Source organism: Curtobacterium phoenicis (assembly GCF_047238015.1).
GTDB lineage: Bacteria > Actinomycetota > Actinomycetes > Actinomycetales > Microbacteriaceae > Curtobacterium.
Genome location: NZ_JBDFLZ010000002.1, coordinates 2,760,717 through 2,777,442, shown reverse-complemented (window position 1 = coordinate 2,777,442; position 16,726 = coordinate 2,760,717). Strand labels below are relative to the sequence as shown.

Sequence of the window (16,726 nt, the reverse complement as noted above, 5' to 3'; positions counted from 1 at the left end):
GGCGCGCGCGGGTCCAGTCGCGGCGCGTAGCGTCGAGCGCATGACGAAGCACTGGGTTGCACCGCGGTTCGGCGGCAGCGAGGTCCTCGAGTTCACCGACACCGAGGTACCCGCTCCGGGGCCCGGCGAGGTCACGATCGCGGTCCACGCCGCCGGCATGAACCCCGCCGACACGAAGCACACCCGCCAGGGCGACCCGTCCGACCTGCCGATCGCCGTCGGCTACGAGGTCGCCGGCACCATCAGCGCGATCGGGCCCGACACCGAGATCGCCTCGGGCGGGGGAGCCGTCGGCGACGAGGTCCTCGCGTTCCGCGTCGAGGGCGGCTGGGCCGAGGAACTGACCGTGCCCGCACGTGACGTGTTCGCGAAGCCCGCGTCGCTCGGATTCCCGGAGGCAGCGAACCTCCTCCTCGCCGGGACCACCGCGGCCGACATGCTCCGGGTCACCCGGGCCTCCGGCGACGACACCGTCCTCGTGCACGGCGCGGCCGGAGCCGTCGGCGTCGGCCTCCTCCAGCAGCTCCGGCTGCTCGGGGCCCGGGTCATCGGGACCGCCTCGGAGCGGAACGCCGACGTCGTCGCGGACTTCGGCGGGGAGTGGATCGCGTACGGCGACGGACTGGAGGACCGGGTCCGAGCCCTCGTCGGCGACGGCACCGGAGACGGCGTCACCGTGGCGCTCGACTGCGTCGGCACCGACGAAGCCGTCGATGTGTCCCTCGCGCTCGTCGCGGACCGTTCGCGCATCGTGACCATCGCGGCGTTCGGACGAGCGGAGTCCGACGGCATCCGAGCCATCGGCGGTGCCCAGCCGGAGAGCAAGGCGTTCCGGGACTCCGTGCGGCAGCGGCTCATCGACCTCGCCGGCGAGGGGCAGCTCGTCGTGCCCGTCGCCCGGACCTTCCCCCTCGCCGAGGCGAAGGGCGCAGCCGAACTCCTGGAGTCGCAGCACCCGGGCGGGAAGCTCGCGCTCGTCCCCTGATCGGGGGTGGCGCGGTCCTGGCACCGTGCGCAACGGTCTGGTTGACTCGGCAGCGTTCCTGCGTCCGCAGGGGCTGCCGATCAGATCCAGCAGGGGGATTTCCCGATGAGTGACCAGTACCCGCCGCAGAACCCGAACGGGCAGGACCCGTACGGCCAGCAGCAGCAGCCGTACGGGCAGCAGCAGCCGTACGGGCAGCAGCAGCCGTACGGCCAGCCCCAGTACGGGCAGCAGCAGTACGGCCAGCCTGCGCCGACCGGGCCGAACGGCGAGCCGCCGCTCTGGGCGCCGTGGTACGGCATCTCGTTCGGCGCCGCGATCAAGCGGTTCTTCAAGAAGTACGTCCGGTTCGACGGGCGCGCGAGCCGGAGCGAGTTCTGGTGGTGGGCGCTCGCGAACGGGATCGTGACGGCCGTGCTGTACGTCATCTACATCATCGGGTTCGCGAGCTCGGATCGTCAGACCACGACCACCAGCACCAGCGTGCAGTCCACCGTCACGTCGCCGTCGCCGCTCTTCATCATCGGTGGCATCCTGCTCTTCCTCTGGGCGCTCGCCGTGCTCGTCGGGAACCTCGCCCTCGTCTGGCGTCGCCTGCACGACGCGAACCTCGCCGGTCCGTTTTTCTTCCTCGGGTTCATCCCGATCGTCGGCGGCATCATCCTGCTCGTCCTCTACCTGCTGCCCTCGAAGCCCGAGGGTGCACGGTTCGACCAGCCGCAGCGCGGCTGAGCGACCCACGACGGTCGAACGGCTCTCCCGGGTGACCGGGAGGGCCGTTCGTCACGGACACGACGAAGCAGTTCCCGGAGGGACCCGAACATGACGAACGACGGTACGCCGCAGTGTGGGCCGCCGCAGCAGCCGTACGGCCAGCAGGGGTACGGGCAGCCGCCGTACGGCCAGCCGCCGTACAGCCAGCAGCCGCCCCCGTACGGGCAGCAGCCGTACGGGCAGCAGCTGTACGGTCAGCCGCATCCGATGTACCAGGCCCCGCCACCGATCCCGCTCGGACCGGACGGCACACCGCCGCTGTGGGCGCCCTGGTACGGCATCGGGTTCCTCGACGCGTTCATCCGCTTCTTCAGGAAGTACGCACGGTTCGACGGCCGGGCCAGCCGGAGCGAGTACTGGTACTGGGTCCTCGCGAACGCGATCGTCACGGTCGTGCTCATCGGTGCGTTCTACGCGATCCTCATCGCGACGCTCGTCGGCGGCAGCAGCGTCGACGCGTACGGCCGCAGCGTCGGCGATGCCGCACCGTCCCCGTTCGCCTTCGTGTTCCTCGGGCTGTGGTTCCTCTGGTGGCTCGCGACCCTCGTGCCGAACATCGCCCTCGGGTGGCGCCGTGTGCACGACGCCGGCCTGCCGGGGCCGGTGTGGCTCGCCGCGCTCTTCGTCTCCGTCGCGGGGATCGTGCTCGGCTGCCTCGCGTCGAACCCGGTCGGCGCGCAGTACGACCGACCCGACCTCGGCTAGACCATCCTCACGACGAAGGGCCCTCCCGACTGGAGGGCCCTTCGTCGTGCGGCAGGCGTCAGACCACGCGGACGCGGGCGAGCGAGCCGTCGACGACGAGGTCGCGTACGGTGACCGAGGGATCGGCCGTCTCGAAGCGCATCGCGCCTCCGGGTTGGTCGAACCACGGCTGGACGAAGCGCACCGTCACGAGGAACGGCCGTTCCACGACGTAGCGGTGGGTCTCCGGCGCCGACGCCACGTGCGGCGGCAGCGACCGCTGGGGGAGCGGGGTGTCGAGCGGGTGCAGGAGGTAGCCGTCCGGGCCACCGATGCGGTCGACGGGCACGCCGGCCGGGATCTGGATGGTCAGCCCACGCTCGCCGGCCTGCGACACCTGCTGCGCGAGCTGCGGGTACGTCGAGGCCGCGCGGTCCCGGAGGCCGTCGAGTTCGTGCCGCGGGATGTCCCGCGGAGCCGGGAACGGGCGGTTGAGGAACCGACGGAGCATCTCCACGGCGTCGTCCTCGCCGTTCGCCGTCGCCAGGCGCCGGGCGGTCCCGTAGTCGACGACCTCGAGCGCGTACTCTGCCGGCCCGACCTGGGCGATGCGGAGTGCCCCCTCCACCGGCGGCTCGTGCAGGGTCTCCCCGGGGAGTTGCACGTACCGGACGGTGTAGCCGAGCTGGTCGAGGATGGGGCGGGTCTCCGCGAACGTCATGGGCGCGAGCCTACCGGGCCGACCTATGCCTTCCCCCGCATGATCGCCTGCTTGACCTCCGAGATCGCCTTCGTGACCTGGATGCCGCGCGGGCAGGCGTCGGTGCAGTTGAAGGTCGTCCGGCAGCGCCAGACGCCCTCCTTGTCGTTGAGGATGTCGAGCCGGACGTCCGCGGCGTCGTCGCGCGAGTCGAAGATGAACCGGTGCGCGTTCACGATCGCGGCCGGGCCGAAGTACTGCCCGTCCGTCCAGAACACCGGGCAGGACGACGTGCACGCGGCGCAGAGGATGCACTTCGTGGTGTCGTCGAACCGGGCGCGGTCGGCCACGGACTGCACGCGCTCCTTGCCCTTCTCGGGGGCGGAGGACGCCTGGAGGAAGGGCTGGACCTCGCGGTAGGACGCGAAGAACGGCTCCATGTCGACGACGAGGTCCTTCTCGAGCGGCAGGCCCTTGATCGCCTCGACGTAGATCGGCTTCGAGACGTCGAGGTCCTTGATGAGGGTCTTGCACGCCAGACGGTTGCGCCCGTTGATGCGCATCGCGTCGGATCCGCAGACGCCGTGCGCGCAGGAGCGGCGGAACGTGAGCGAACCGTCCTGCTCCCACTTGATCTGGTGCAGTGCGTCGAGGATGCGGTCGGTCGGCAGCATCATCACGTCGAAGTCCTGCCAGCGCGGCTCGTCGTCGACGTCCGGGTCGAACCGGCGGACGATGATCGTGACGGGGAACGATCCGGGAGGGGCGTCCTGCACGGTCTGGGTGCGGGGTGCGTCGGAGACCAGGGTGTCGGTCATCAGTACTTCCTCTCCATCGGCTCGTAGCGCGTCACGACGACGGGCTTCCAGTCGAGCGTGATGTGGTCGTCGGCGAGCGACGAGTGCGGGTCGCCCGTCAGGTACGCCATGGTGTGCTGCATGTAGTTCTCGTCGTCGCGCTTCGGGTAGTCGTCGCGCATGTGGCCGCCGCGGCTCTCCTTGCGGTTGCGGGCGGAGTAGACCACGACCTCGGCGAGGTCGAGCAGGAAGCCGAGCTCGACGGCCTCGAGCAGGTCGGTGTTGAACCGCTTGCCCTTGTCCTGCACGGAGACCTGCAGGAAGCGGTTGCGCAGCTCGTGGATGGTCTCGGTGACCTTCGCGAGCGACTCGTCGGTCCGGAACACCTGCGCGTTGCGGTCCATCTCCTCCTGCAGTTCCTTGCGGAGTGCCGCGACCCGCTCGGTGCCGGTGGACGCGCGGAGCTGGTCGAGCATGTCCTTGACGCCCTGCTCGGGGTGCTCCGGCAAGGGCAGGAACTCGGCGGTCTGGACGTACTCCGCCGCGTTGTTGCCCGAGCGCTTGCCGAACACGTTGATGTCGAGCAGCGAGTTCGTGCCGAGGCGGTTCGAGCCGTGCACGGACACGCAGGCGCACTCACCGGCGGCGTAGAGCCCGGGGACGACCGTCGTGTTGTCGTACAGGACCTCGGCCTTGACGTTCGTCGGGATCCCGCCCATCGCGTAGTGCGCGGTCGGCATGACCGGCACCGGCTCGACGACCGGGTCGACGCCGAGGTACGTCCGGGCGAACTCGGTGATGTCGGGCAGCTTCGTCTCGAGCACCTCGGCGCCGAGGTGCGTGCAGTCGAGGAGGACGTAGTCCTTGTTCGGACCGGCGCCCCGGCCCTCGGCGACCTCCTGCACCATGCACCGCGCTACGATGTCGCGCGGCGCCAGGTCCTTGATGGTCGGGGCGTAGCGCTCCATGAAGCGCTCGCCCGAGGCGTTGCGGAGGATCGCGCCCTCACCGCGGGCGCCCTCGGTCAGGAGGATGCCGAGTCCGGCGAGTCCGGTCGGGTGGAACTGGAAGAACTCCATGTCCTCCAGCGGCAGGCCGGTGCGCCAGACGATGCCGACGCCGTCGCCGGTCAGGGTGTGCGCGTTCGAGGTCGTCTTGAACATCTTGCCGAAGCCACCCGTGGCGAAGATCATCGCCTTGGCGTGGAAGACGTGCAGCTCGCCCGTCGCGAGCTCGAAGGCCACGACGCCCGCCGGCTGCTTGCGGGTGACGCCGTCGTCGCCCGTGACGTCGACCATGATCAGGTCGAGCGCGTAGAACTCGTTGAAGAAGTTCACCCCGAGCTTGACGCAGTTCTGGAACAGCGTCTGCAGGATCATGTGCCCGGTGCGGTCGGCCGCGTAGCACGCACGGCGGACCGGGGACTTGCCGTGGTCACGTGTGTGACCGCCGAAGCGCCGCTGGTCGATCTTGCCCTCGGGCGTGCGGTTGAACGGCAGACCCATGTTCTCGAGGTCGATGACGGCGTCGATCGCCTCCTTCGCCAGGATCTCGGCGGCGTCCTGGTCGACGAGGTAGTCACCGCCCTTGATCGTGTCGAACGTGTGCCACTCCCACGAGTCCTCTTCCACGTTCGCGAGGGCCGCCGCCATGCCGCCCTGGGCCGCTCCGGTGTGCGAGCGGGTCGGGTACAGCTTCGAGATCACGGCCGTCTTCGCCTTCGGACCGGCCTCGATGGCAGCGCGCATGCCGGCGCCGCCCGCGCCGATGATGACGATGTCGAACTGGTGGTGGTGCACGGTGATGTCTGACGGGGTGTTTGCAGGCACGGGGGTCTTTCGTTCAGGGGTGGAGCGGGCGTTCGGGGCTGCTAGCGGGCCGGGCAGAACGACGGCAGGTCCGCGGCGGCAGCGCCGGCGGGACACGGGTCGAACGTCCAGCACACGAGCAGGCCGAGGACGATCAGCGCGACGCACGCGATGAGGATCGCGACGAGGAGCGTCTTCCGGATGCCCGGCTTCGACACGTAGTCGTTCACGATCGTCCGCATGCCGTTCGAGCCGTGCACCAGCGCGAGGACCAGCATGAGCGAGTCCCACACCTGCCAGAACGGGTTGGCCCACTTGCCGGCGACGAACGCGAAGTCGATCTGCTTGACGCCCTCGCCCGCCACCATGTTGACGAACAGGTGGCCGAAGATCAGCACGACGAGCAGGACGCCCGACGCGCGCATGTAGATCCAGCCCCACTTCTCCCAGTTGGTGCTGCGGCGAGCAGCCTGTGCGCTGCGGGGCGGTTCGATGGTCTGCGTGGTCATCTGGTGCTCCTAGTGGAAGTCCGCGACGAGGTTCATCAGCTGGCGCGGCAGGAAGCCCGCGATCGCGATCGCCCAGAGGACGATGACGATCCAGAACATCGCGCGCTGGTACTTCGGGCCCTTCGACCAGAAGTCCACCAGGATGATGCGCAGCCCGTTGAACGCGTGGAACACGATCGCCATCACCAGGGCGATCTCACCGAGGTTCATGAGCGGCGTCTTGTACGTGCCGATCACGGCGTTGTAGGCCTCGGGCGAGACCCGGACGAGCGCGGTGTCGAGGATGTGCACGAGCAGGAAGAAGTAGATCGCGACACCGGTGATGCGGTGCAGCACCCACGACCACATGCCGGTCGAGCCCCGGTACAGGGTGCCTTGCGGCGTGCGAGAGGCGCGGGGCGCCTCGATCGTCACGCGGGGTTCAGCGGTTGCCGTCCCCCCTGCGGTCTGCTCGGCCATGAGCGAGTCCTCCCGTAGGACGGGCCCGCCGATCGGCGAGCCGTTGCCGTTGGTGTTCTGTGGAACACCCCCATCCTATGCTCGCGCACTGACGTTCTCGTGCCAACGTGCCCGGACCGCCCGCGTGGCCGCCGGCGGCGCGCCGATCGTCCGCGCGGTGTCGTGGTGCGCGAGCAGCTGGTCGCCCACGGCCTCCCACGTCGTCCCCTCGACGCGCAGCCGCCCGGCCGAACCCATCCGCGCCGCCAGCACGCGGTCGTGGTGGAGCCGGAGCACCGCCCGACGGAGCGCCTGCGGTTCGTCCGGGTCGTAGAGGTCGCCGTCCAGACCCGGGGCGACGAGGTCGACCGGCCCGCCGGATGCCGGCGCCACGACCGGCAGGCCGGTCGCGTGCGCCTCCTGGAGGGTCTGGCCGAAGGTCTCCGCCGGCCCGGTGTGGACGAAGACGTCGAGGGCGGCGTAGGCGTCGGCCAGCGCGTCGCCGCGCAGCGGGCCGGTGAAGTGCACGTCCAGGTGGCGGAGCCGACGCTCCAGCAGGGGCCGGGAGGGGCCGCCTCCCGCGACGACCACCCGGATCCCCGGGATGCCGCCGAGTTCGGCGAGCCGCTCGACCTCCTTCTCCGGTGCGAGCCGACCGACGTAGCCGACGATCGTCTCGCCGCCCGGCGCGAGCCGGCGCCGGAGCGCGCGGACGTGCGGCGTCCCACGACGTGCGGGGTGGAAGAGGGCGGTGTCGACGCCGCGACCCCACCGTGCGACCCGCGGCACACCGTCCTCGGCGAGCATCGCCGCGGTGGCGCTCGACGGCGCGAGCGTCAGCGACGCTCCCTCGTGGATCCGCCCGAGGATCTTCCGCACCAGCGGGACGGTCGCGGTCAGGCCGTTGCGGCGGGCGAAGCCGGCCACGTCGGTCTGGAAGACGGCGACGGAGGGGATGCCGAGCCTCCCGGCCGCCGTGATGGCACGCCCGCCCAGCAGGAAGGGACTCGCGGCGTGGAGCACGTCGGCGCCGGAGGCGGCGAGGATCGTGTCGAGCACCGGGTGGGGGAGGGCGACGGGGAACTGGCGGTACGCGACCGCCGGCACCCGGTGGACGTCGTACCCGTTGAACCGCTCGACGTGGTCCTTCGGCCGGAGCTGTGCGATGCCGGGGGTGTCCGGCGCGATGACGACCGCCCGGTGCCCGCGGAGCCGCAGGTGGTCGAGGACCGCGATGACGCTCGTGGTCACGCCGTTGAGGGTGGGCAGGAAGCTCTCGGTCACGACGGCGACGGTCCGCTGGGACGTGCCGCGCTCCACGCTGCGTGCGCTCATGGTGCAGCCCATGCTCCACGCGTGCCGTGACGGGGTGGTGGGGGCCGCGTGAACGGCGGACACGGCGGGGGTGAACAGGTCGTGCCGCCTTGCGGGAGCGCGCATGCGGGAAACGTGCGGTCACCGCCCAGGTGCCGGCGCCACGGACCGGTACGGTGAGCGGGTGTCTGACGAGCTCCGTGACTTCTACGCGATCATCCCCGCCGGCGGCATCGGGTCCCGGCTCTGGCCGCTGTCGCGCGCCGATGCCCCGAAGTTCCTGCACGACCTGACCGGGTCCGGGACGTCCCTGCTGCGGCAGACGTGGGACCGGCTGGCGCCGCTCGCCGGTGACCAGCGGATCATGGTCGTCACCGGGCGCGCGCACCGCGCCGCGGTCGAGGCGCAGCTGCCCGGCATCGCGGACCACAACGTCGTGCTCGAGAGCGAGCCGAAGGACTCCACCGCCGCGATCGGCCTCGCCGCCGCGATCCTCCGACGTCGTGAGCCCGACGTCGTCGTCGGGTCGTTCGCCGCCGACCACGTGATCGGCGACGCCCGCGGCTTCCGTCGTTCGGTGCGTGAGGCCGTCGCCGCGGCCCGGGCCGGCTACGTGACCACCATCGGCATCACCCCCACCGAGCCGGCGATCGGTTTCGGCTACATCCACGCCGACGGCGCGGCACTGGACGTCGAGGGCGCCTCGACCGTGCACGCGGTGGAGTCGTTCGTCGAGAAGCCCGACCTCGAAACGGCCCGGGGTTACCTGGAGGAGGGCAACTACCTCTGGAACGCCGGCATGTTCATCGCGCGTGCGGACGTGCTGCTCGCCGAGATCGGCCGGACGAAGCCCGACCTGCTCGCCGGCATCGAGGAACTCGCCGACGCGTGGGACACCTCCTCGCGCGGCGCCGTGGTCGACGCCGTCTGGCCGGCGCTCGAGAAGATCGCGATCGACTACACCGTGGCCGAACCCGCTGCGGCGGCCGGTCGGATGGCCGTCGTGCCCGGCGACTTCGACTGGGACGACGTCGGCGACTTCGCGTCGCTGGCGAAGCTGCAGTCCGGCGGACGGGCGAACAACCTCGCGGTGCTCGGTGACGGCGCCCGCATCCTCGCCGACTCGGCCAGCGGCATCGTGGTGTCGCACAGCCAGCGGCTCATCTCGCTCATCGGGGTCGAGGACATCGTCGTCGTGGACACCCCGGACGCCCTCCTCGTGACCACGAGCGCGAACGCCCAGCGGGTCAAGGGTGTGGTGGACGCACTGAAGATCAGCGGCCGCGGCGACGTCCTGTAGCGCTCCATCACGAAAAGCGTTTGACGGCGCGCGGACACTGGCGTCGCGTTACGGGCACGTTTCCGCCGGATCGCGATCCCGTAACCGATCGCGAGCCCGTCAGCAGGGGGTTCTGTACCGGTCGGACTGTCGTGTACTGTCGCCACGATCGCCCGGAACCACAGCTCCGGGCCAACGCCCCCGGAGGAATCACCCAAGTGTCATCCCGCACCCGCAAGATCGCGCTCAGCGGCCTCGCCCTGGCCGGCACGGTCGCCGTGCTCGCCGGCTGCTCCGCCGCCCCGTCCGACAACGCCTCGGCCAAGAAGACCGACTTCCGTCCCTGCATGGTCTCCGACTCCGGCGGCTTCGACGACAAGTCCTTCAACCAGCTCGGCTACGAGGGCCTGCAGGACGCCGCCAAGGAACTCGGCGCGACCTACAAGTCCGCGGAGTCCAAGGACTCGACGGTCTACGACTCGAACATCGAGCAACTGATCAACCAGAACTGCAAGCTCATCGTCACGGTCGGCTTCAACCTCGCCGACGCCACGAAGAAGCAGGCCGCCGCGAACCCCGACACGAACTTCGCGATCATCGACGACAACTCGATCAAGGCGAAGAACGTGAAGCCGATCACGTTCGACACCTCGCAGGCGGCGTTCCTCGCCGGCTACGCGGCCGCGTCGTACTCGAAGTCCGGCGTCGTCGGCACCTTCGGCGGCATGCAGATCCCGACCGTCACGATCTTCATGGACGGCTTCGCGGACGGCGTGCAGTACTACAACGAGCAGAAGAACAAGGACGTCAAGGTCGTCGGCTGGAACGAGTCGACCCAGAAGGGCTCCTTCACGGGCGGCTTCGAGGCCGGCACGCAGGCCAAGGCCGTCGCGCAGACGCTCCTCGACCAGAAGGCCGACGTCATCCTCCCCGTCGGCGGTCCGATCTACCAGTCGGCGGCCGAGGCCATCAAGGACGCCGACAACGGCTCCGTCCTCATCGGCGCGGACAGCGACCTCTACGAGGCCGACCCCCGCTACAAGGACATCGCGTTCACCTCGGTCGAGAAGGGCATGCGCCCCGCGACCCGCGACGTCGTCGAGCAGGCCGCCAAGGGGGACTACTCGAACGAGCCGTACGTGGGCACCCTGAAGAACGAGGGCGTCGGCATCGCGCCGTTCCACGACTACGCCTCCAAGGTCGACAGCGGCCTCGAGGGCGAGCTCGACAAGATCAAGTCCGGCATCATCGACGGCTCGATCACGGTCAAGACCGAAGCGACCGTCAAGTAACACCACGGATGCGGGCGGGGGAGGAATCCCTCGCCCGCATTCCCGTGCCCCGACACGAGGAACTGCGCAGCACAGACATGAAGCTCGAACTCCGCGGCATCACCAAGCGGTTCGGATCGCTGGTCGCCAACGACCACATCTCGCTCACCGTCGAGCCGGGAGAGGTCCACTGCCTCCTCGGTGAGAACGGCGCCGGCAAGTCCACCCTGATGAACGTCCTGTACGGCCTCTACCAGGCCGACGAGGGCGACATCCTCCTGGACGACGTCGTCCAGGACTTCGACGGCCCCGGCGACGCCATGCGCGCCGGCATCGGCATGGTGCACCAGCACTTCATGCTCGTGCCCGTCTTCACCGTCGCCGAGAACGTCATGCTCGGTCAGGAGCAGACCACGTTCGGCGGTCGGCTCGACCTCGCCGGCGCCCGGGCCCGGGTCAAGGAGATCTCCGACCGGTTCGGCTTCGACGTCGACCCGGACGCCAAGGTCGAGGACCTCCCCGTCGGCGTGCAGCAGCGCGTCGAGATCATCAAGGCGCTGTCCCGTGACGCGAAGGTGCTCGTGTTCGACGAGCCGACCGCCGTGCTCACCCCGCAGGAGACCGACGAGCTGATGGCGATCATGCGGCAGCTCCGCGAGGCCGGCACCGCGATCGTGTTCATCACGCACAAGCTCCGCGAGGTCCGCGAGGTCGCCGACCGCATCACCGTGATCCGGCTCGGCAAGGTCGTGGGCGAGGCCTCGCCCACCGCGACGAACAACGAGCTCGCCGCGCTCATGGTGGGCCGCGCCGTCTCGCTCGTCGTCGACAAGACGCCGGCGTCCGGGGGTGAGGACGCCCTCGTCGTCGACCACCTCACGGTCACCGACCCGTCCGGCGTCGTGCTCGTCGACGACGTGTCGTTCACGGTCCGCCGCGGCAAGGTCCTCGCGATCGCGGGCGTCCAGGGCAACGGGCAGACCGAACTCACCGAGGCCCTGCTCGGCCTCGAACCCGTGCACGCCGGGCACGTCACGCTCGACGGCGCCGAGATCACCGGCCGCACCGTGAAGCAGATCCTCGACGCGGGCGTCGGATTCGTGCCGGAGGACCGCAAGGAGGACGGCCTCGTCGGCGAGTTCACCATCGCCGAGAACCTCATGCTCGACCGGGCCGACCACGCCGAGTTCGTCCGCGCGGGCACGATCCGCAGCGCCGAGCGCGACGCGTTCGCCGACGAGAAGATCGCCGAGTTCGACATCCGCACCCCCTCCCGCACCACCGCCGCGGGCCGGCTCTCCGGCGGCAACCAGCAGAAGATCGTCCTCGCCCGCGAACTCAGCCGCGACCTCCGGCTCTTCGTCGCCGCGCAGCCCACGCGCGGCATCGACGTCGGCTCGATCGAGTTCGTGCACAAGCGCATCGTCGCCACTCGCGACACCGGTGTCCCGGTCATCGTCGTCTCCACGGAGCTCGACGAGGTCGTCGCACTCGCCGACCGGATCGCGGTGATGTACCGCGGCGCGATCGTCGGCATCGTCCCCGCGGACACCCCCCGAGACGTCCTCGGCCTCATGATGGCAGGCGAACTGCCCGAAGGAACGGAGCTGGCAGCGTGAGCACCACGCCACCCGACAACAGCGCGAGCAGCACGCAGCCCGACAACAGCGCGAGCAGCACGCAGCCCGACACCAGCGCGAGCAGCACGCAGCCCGACGGAGCGCCGGTCACCGACGACCGCCTGCAGGAGGAGGCCGCGACGCCCCACCTCATGACGGACTCGGCCGCCGACTCCGAGCGTCGCGCCGGCGGCGACAGCTGGAGCACCGCGCTCCAGGGCATCGTCAACGGGTCGGTGCTCGTCACCGTCCTCGCCGTCGTCCTCGCCCTCGTGGCGTGCGGCATCCTCATCGCGATCACCGACGAGAACGTCCGCACCGCAGCCGGGTACTTCTTCGCCCGGCCGTCCGACACGTTCCAGGCGATCGGCTCCTCGGTCGGTGGCGCCTACGCCTCGCTCTTCGAAGGCTCGGTGATCAACTTCGGCGCGAGCTCGTTCGCGCAGGCCATCGTGCCGATCACCCGGTCGCTCGACTACGCCGTCCCGCTGATCGCGGCCGGCCTCGGCATCGCGGTGTCGTTCCGCGCCGGCCTGTTCAACATCGGCGGCCAGGGACAGATCCTCATGGGTGCCGCGGCGGCCGGGTGGGTCGGGTTCTCGTTCGACCTGCCCGCGATCGTGCACATCCCGCTGACCATCATCGCCGGCATCGTCGGCGGTGCGGTCTGGGGCGGGATCGTCGGACTCCTCAAGGCCCGGACCGGCGCCAACGAGGTCGTCCTGACGATCATGCTCAACTACGTCGGGCTCTACCTCGTCAGCTACATGCTCCGCACGCCGGGGCTGCTGCAGGCCAAGGGCAGCCCGAACCCCATCTCGCCGGCCATGAAGGACAGCTCGGTGCTCCCGCAGCTGTTCGGCCCGCGGTACGGCATCGACCTCGGGTTCGTCGTGGCGATCCTCGCGGTGGTCGTCGTGTGGTGGCTCCTCAACAAGTCGTCGCTCGGCTTCCGGTTCCGCACGATCGGTGAGAACCCCCGTGCCGCCCGGGTCGCCGGCATGAGCGTCCCGTCGCTCACCATCTGGGTGATGCTCATCTCGGGTGCCCTCGTCGGCATCGCGGGTGCGTACCAGGTGCAGGGCGCGGTGACGAGCGGCTTCACGTCGAACATCGACGCCGGCATCGGCTTCGACGCCATCACGGTCGCGCTCCTCGGACGCTCGAAGCCGTGGGGCGTCTTCTGGGCCGCGATCCTCTTCGGTGTGCTGAAGAACGGCGGCTACGCGATGCAGGCCGCGAACGGCATCCCGATCGACATCGTCGGCGTCATCCAGGCCCTCATCGTCCTCTTCATCGCGGCGCCGCCGCTCGTCCGCGCGATCTTCCGGATCCCGCAGCCGGGCGCCCGCCGCCGAACCCGCACCGAGCAGAGCAAGAAGGCGGTCGCCGCGTGAGCACCATGACCCCCACCGCGGTCCCCGCACTCCCCGCCCAGGGCCGCGACCTCGAGACCACCCGCAGTTGGAAGACCGCGATCGGGTACGGCGTCTTCACCGTGATCGCCCTGCTGCTGTTCGGGCTCGCGCACCGACCGGGCACGGCGACCTTCCGCCTGTCGTCCGCGGGTGACTTCTTCGCCCTGCCGAACCTGCCGCTGCCGTCCACGGCGACCGGCATCGTCGTCATCGTCCTCCTCGCGCTGGCCACCGTGTACGCGGTCGTCGAGACACGTGCCAACCGTCGGGTCCGCCTCTGGGTGACGGCGCTGTTCGCGATCGTGTTCGTCGTCGGCTTCCTCGCCTGGGCCGTCGCGGGCGACTCGATCACCATCCCGGGCATGCTCGTGGGCGCGCTCGGCCTGAGCGTCCCGCTCGTGTTCGGTGCCCTCGGCGGCGTGATCTCGGAGCGCGTGGGCGTCGTGAACATCGCCATCGAGGGCCAGTTCCTCGCGGGTGCGTTCACCTCGGCCCTCGTGGCGTCCGTCACGGGCACGCCGTGGGCCGGCCTCGTCGGAGCGGTCGTCGCGGGCGTCCTCGTGTCGTTCATCCTCGCGGCGTTCAGCATCAAGTACCTCGTCGACCAGGTCATCGTCGGTGTCGTCATCAACGCGTTCGTCTCCGGTCTGACCGGCTTCCTCTACTCGCAGGTGCTCTCCCCGAACGAGTCGACGCTCAACGTCGGTCTGCGGTTCCCGAAGCTCGAGATCCCGCTCCTGCACCAGATCCCGATCATCGGCCCGATCTTCTTCGAGCAGACCGTCGTGGTGTACCTCGCGTACGTCGCGGTGGCCGTGGTCACGTTCTGCCTGTTCAAGACCCGCTGGGGCCTCCGCCTCCGCTCGGTCGGCGAGCACCCGCAAGCCGCGGACACGGTCGGCATCAACGTCAACCGCACCCGGTTCTGGAACGTGTCGCTCGCCGGCGCCATCGCCGGCCTCGGCGGTGCCTACTTCACGCTCGACGCCGTGGGCGGGTTCACGAAGGACATGACCGCCGGTGCCGGCTACATCGCCCTCGCCGCCGTCATCTTCGGCCGCTGGGACCCGATCCGTGCGACCCTCGCGGCCCTGCTGTTCGGCTTCGCGTCGAACCTGCAGAACGCCCTGAGCGTCGTGCAGGGGTCGCCAGTCCCGAGCGAGTTCCTGCTCATGCTGCCCTACGTGGTCACGATCCTCGCGGTCGCAGGCCTGGTCGGGCAGGTGCGCGGCCCCGCCGCGGCGGGCAAGCCCTACATCAAGAGCTGACGGCCTGGAGGCACGGCACATGACCGACACGAACCCCTCGGGCGACCGGCCGGTCGCCCCGGCCGACGGGGCGGACGCCGCCACGGGCCTCCAGGCCGACGCCGCGTCCGCCGACGTCGACTGGAGCGTCCTGCGGGACGCTGCCACGGCCGCGATGCGGCACGCGTACGCGCCGTACTCGTCCTTCCCGGTGGGGGCCGCGGCGCTCACCGACGACGGGCGCGTCGTCTCCGGCTGCAACGTCGAGAACGCGTCGTACGGTGTGACGCTCTGCGCGGAGTGCTCGCTCGTCTCGCAGCTGCACATGACCGGTGGCGGCAAGCTCGTCGCGTTCACGTGCGTCGACGGCGACGGCGCGACCCTGATGCCGTGCGGCCGCTGCCGACAGCTGCTGTTCGAGCACTCGGCGGAGGGCATGCTGCTCGAGACCGTCTCGGGCATCCGCACCATCGAGGAGGTCCTGCCGGACGCCTTCGGGCCCCGCACCCTCGTCACCTACCAGCAGGAGCACTGACCGCATGGCCGTCGAACCCTTCGACACCGTCGACCTCATCCGCACCAAGCGCTCCGGCGATGCCCTCGGCACCGCCGAGATCGACTGGCTCGTCGACGCCTACACCCGCGGGTACGTCGAGGACCCGCAGATGGCCGCGCTCGCGATGGCGATCTTCCTGAACGGGATGGAGCGGCGGGAGATCAAGGACCTCACGCTCGCGATGATCGCGTCGGGGGAGCGGATGTCGTTCGACTCGCTCGGCAAGACGACCGTCGACAAGCACTCGACGGGTGGTGTCGGCGACAAGATCACGCTGCCGCTCGCGCCCCTCGTGGCGTCGTTCGGCGTGGCGGTGCCGCAGCTGTCCGGTCGCGGGCTCGGGCACACGGGCGGGACGCTCGACAAGCTCGAGTCGATCCCCGGGTGGCAGGCGTCGCTGTCGAACGACCGCATGCTGTCGATCCTGTCCGACGTCGGCGCCGTCATCTGCGCCGCGGGCTCCGGCCTGGCCCCCGCCGACAAGAAGCTCTACGCGCTCCGCGACATCACCGGGACGGTCGAGTGCATCCCGCTCATCGCGTCGAGCATCATGTCGAAGAAGATCGCCGAGGGCACGGGGGCGCTCGTGCTCGACGTCAAGTTCGGGTCCGGCGCGTTCATGCCGACGTACGACGCCTCGCGCGAACTGGCCCGGACGATGGTCGACCTCGGGAACGACGCCGGGGTGAAGACCTCAGCGCTCCTGACCGACATGGAGGTCCCGCTCGGGCTGACCATCGGCAACGCGCTCGAGGTCCGTGAGTCCGTCGAGGTGCTGGCGGGCGGGGGTCCGGCCGACGTCGTCGAGCTCACCGTCGCGCTGGCGACCAAGATGCTCACGCTGGCCGGGCTGCCGGACGCCGACCCGGCCGCCGCGCTCGCCGACGGGCGTGCGATGGACACCTGGCGCCGCATGATCGAGGCGCAGGGCGGCGATCCGTCCGTGGCGCTCCCCGTCGCTCGCGAGCAGCACGTCGTCACCGCGCCGTCCTCGGGCGTGCTCGACTCGCAGGAGGCGCTGCCGTTCGGTGTCGCGGCGTGGCGTCTGGGCGCCGGTCGTGCGCGCGCGCAAGACCCGGTGCAGGCGGGCGCCGGCATCGAGCTGCACGTCAAGCCGGGCGACACCGTGTCGGCGGGGCAGCCGCTCTGGACGCTGCACACCGACGAGCCGGAGCGGTTCGACCGGGCGCTGGAGTCGCTCGAGGGCGCGTGGTCGATCGGTTCGTCCGACGCCGCTGCGGCGGTCCGCGGGCCGATCGTGCGGGAGCGCATCGCGGGGTGATCCTGCCCGTGCCGCTGCTGGCGCCTTCCTGCGCTCCGTGTGGGG

16 protein-coding genes are annotated in these 16,726 nt (G+C 70.4%); 10 read left to right on the top strand and 6 right to left on the bottom strand.

The genetic code is table 11. The features are described 5' to 3' along the window. Nucleotides 1–40: 40 nt before the first annotated feature. The 3 genes from ABC270_RS13170 (at nt 41) to ABC270_RS13160 (ending at nt 2,464) form a co-directional block, all read left to right on the top strand. On the top strand, nt 41–985 hold the full coding sequence (locus tag ABC270_RS13170) for an NADP-dependent oxidoreductase (protein WP_412881210.1): 945 nt from the start codon (nt 41–43) through the stop codon (nt 983–985). Between the two features lie 105 nt (nt 986–1,090). Beyond that, nucleotides 1,091–1,717, top strand: a complete 627-nt coding sequence (locus ABC270_RS13165) for a DUF805 domain-containing protein (protein ID WP_412881209.1) — start codon at nt 1,091–1,093, stop codon at nt 1,715–1,717. Nucleotides 1,718–1,807: 90 nt separating this feature from the next. Further along, the gene (locus ABC270_RS13160) at nt 1,808–2,464 is read left to right on the top strand and encodes a DUF805 domain-containing protein (protein WP_412881208.1); all 657 of its coding nucleotides are present in this window, start codon (nt 1,808–1,810) and stop codon (nt 2,462–2,464) included. 58 nt (nt 2,465–2,522) lie between these two features. Here ABC270_RS13160 and ABC270_RS13155 read toward each other — a convergent pair whose 3' ends face one another. The 6 genes from ABC270_RS13155 to ABC270_RS13130 form a co-directional block, all read right to left on the bottom strand. Then, nucleotides 2,523–3,164, bottom strand: coding sequence for a TNT domain-containing protein (locus ABC270_RS13155; RefSeq protein WP_412881207.1), 642 nt, complete (start codon nt 3,162–3,164; stop codon nt 2,523–2,525). A 23-nt stretch (nt 3,165–3,187) separates the two neighbouring features. Next, the gene (locus ABC270_RS13150; protein WP_400413309.1) at nt 3,188–3,961 is read right to left on the bottom strand and encodes a succinate dehydrogenase iron-sulfur subunit; all 774 of its coding nucleotides are present in this window, start codon (nt 3,959–3,961) and stop codon (nt 3,188–3,190) included. Next, the gene (sdhA, locus tag ABC270_RS13145; protein WP_412881206.1) at nt 3,961–5,769 is read right to left on the bottom strand and encodes a succinate dehydrogenase flavoprotein subunit; all 1,809 of its coding nucleotides are present in this window, start codon (nt 5,767–5,769) and stop codon (nt 3,961–3,963) included. Before sdhA ends, ABC270_RS13150 begins: the two co-directional genes overlap by 1 nt. A 41-nt stretch (nt 5,770–5,810) precedes the next feature. Next, nucleotides 5,811–6,257 (bottom strand): succinate dehydrogenase, hydrophobic membrane anchor protein, encoded by a 447-nt coding sequence (gene sdhD, locus ABC270_RS13140; RefSeq protein ID WP_412881205.1) that lies wholly within the window; start codon nt 6,255–6,257, stop codon nt 5,811–5,813. Nucleotides 6,258–6,266: 9 nt separating this feature from the next. Further along, a complete protein-coding gene (gene sdhC / locus ABC270_RS13135) occupies nt 6,267–6,716 on the bottom strand; it encodes a succinate dehydrogenase, cytochrome b556 subunit (protein ID WP_412881204.1) in 450 nt (149 codons plus the stop codon). 75 nt (nt 6,717–6,791) lie between these two features. Further along, entirely contained in the window at nt 6,792–8,030 is a 1,239-nt protein-coding gene (locus tag ABC270_RS13130; protein WP_412881203.1) for a glycosyltransferase family 4 protein, read from the bottom strand. Nucleotides 8,031–8,193: 163 nt separating this feature from the next. Between ABC270_RS13130 and ABC270_RS13125 the strand changes: the two genes are divergently transcribed. From ABC270_RS13125 to ABC270_RS13095, 7 genes are all read left to right on the top strand, one after another. Beyond that, a complete protein-coding gene (locus ABC270_RS13125; protein ID WP_412881202.1) occupies nt 8,194–9,309 on the top strand; it encodes a mannose-1-phosphate guanylyltransferase in 1,116 nt (371 codons plus the stop codon). A 197-nt stretch (nt 9,310–9,506) separates the two neighbouring features. Then, complete coding sequence (locus tag ABC270_RS13120) at nt 9,507–10,580, top strand: BMP family lipoprotein (protein WP_412881201.1); 1,074 nt, start codon at nt 9,507–9,509, stop codon at nt 10,578–10,580. A 77-nt stretch (nt 10,581–10,657) separates the two neighbouring features. After that, a complete protein-coding gene (locus tag ABC270_RS13115) occupies nt 10,658–12,178 on the top strand; it encodes an ABC transporter ATP-binding protein (RefSeq protein WP_412881200.1) in 1,521 nt (506 codons plus the stop codon). After that, nucleotides 12,175–13,575, top strand: a complete 1,401-nt coding sequence (locus ABC270_RS13110) for an ABC transporter permease (protein ID WP_412881199.1) — start codon at nt 12,175–12,177, stop codon at nt 13,573–13,575. Before ABC270_RS13115 ends, ABC270_RS13110 begins: the two co-directional genes overlap by 4 nt. Continuing rightward, nucleotides 13,572–14,864 (top strand): ABC transporter permease, encoded by a 1,293-nt coding sequence (locus ABC270_RS13105; RefSeq protein WP_412881198.1) that lies wholly within the window; start codon nt 13,572–13,574, stop codon nt 14,862–14,864. The genes ABC270_RS13110 and ABC270_RS13105 overlap by 4 nt, the downstream gene beginning before the upstream one ends. A gap of 19 nt (nt 14,865–14,883) precedes the next feature. Further along, on the top strand, nt 14,884–15,378 hold the full coding sequence (locus tag ABC270_RS13100) for a cytidine deaminase (RefSeq protein ID WP_412881197.1): 495 nt from the start codon (nt 14,884–14,886) through the stop codon (nt 15,376–15,378). Between the two features lie 4 nt (nt 15,379–15,382). Continuing rightward, nucleotides 15,383–16,681, top strand: coding sequence for a thymidine phosphorylase (locus ABC270_RS13095; RefSeq protein WP_412881196.1), 1,299 nt, complete (start codon nt 15,383–15,385; stop codon nt 16,679–16,681). The last annotated feature ends 45 nt before the right edge of the window (nt 16,682–16,726 follow it).

What these genes read in the sequence shown, in the direction of transcription:
- ABC270_RS13170 (WP_412881210.1), top strand. Translation starts at nt 41, where the DNA reads ATGACGAAGCACTGGGTTGCACCGCGGTTCGGCGGCAGCGAGGTCCTC.
- ABC270_RS13165 (WP_412881209.1), top strand. Translation starts at nt 1,091, where the DNA reads ATGAGTGACCAGTACCCGCCGCAGAACCCGAACGGGCAGGACCCGTAC.
- ABC270_RS13160 (WP_412881208.1), top strand. Translation starts at nt 1,808, where the DNA reads ATGACGAACGACGGTACGCCGCAGTGTGGGCCGCCGCAGCAGCCGTAC.
- ABC270_RS13155 (WP_412881207.1), bottom strand. Translation starts at nt 3,164, where the DNA reads ATGACGTTCGCGGAGACCCGCCCCATCCTCGACCAGCTCGGCTACACC.
- ABC270_RS13150 (WP_400413309.1), bottom strand. Translation starts at nt 3,961, where the DNA reads ATGACCGACACCCTGGTCTCCGACGCACCCCGCACCCAGACCGTGCAG.
- sdhD (WP_412881205.1), bottom strand. Translation starts at nt 6,257, where the DNA reads ATGACCACGCAGACCATCGAACCGCCCCGCAGCGCACAGGCTGCTCGC.
- sdhC (WP_412881204.1), bottom strand. Translation starts at nt 6,716, where the DNA reads ATGGCCGAGCAGACCGCAGGGGGGACGGCAACCGCTGAACCCCGCGTG.
- ABC270_RS13130 (WP_412881203.1), bottom strand. Translation starts at nt 8,030, where the DNA reads ATGAGCGCACGCAGCGTGGAGCGCGGCACGTCCCAGCGGACCGTCGCC.
- ABC270_RS13115 (WP_412881200.1), top strand. Translation starts at nt 10,658, where the DNA reads ATGAAGCTCGAACTCCGCGGCATCACCAAGCGGTTCGGATCGCTGGTC.
- ABC270_RS13100 (WP_412881197.1), top strand. Translation starts at nt 14,884, where the DNA reads ATGACCGACACGAACCCCTCGGGCGACCGGCCGGTCGCCCCGGCCGAC.
- ABC270_RS13095 (WP_412881196.1), top strand. Translation starts at nt 15,383, where the DNA reads ATGGCCGTCGAACCCTTCGACACCGTCGACCTCATCCGCACCAAGCGC.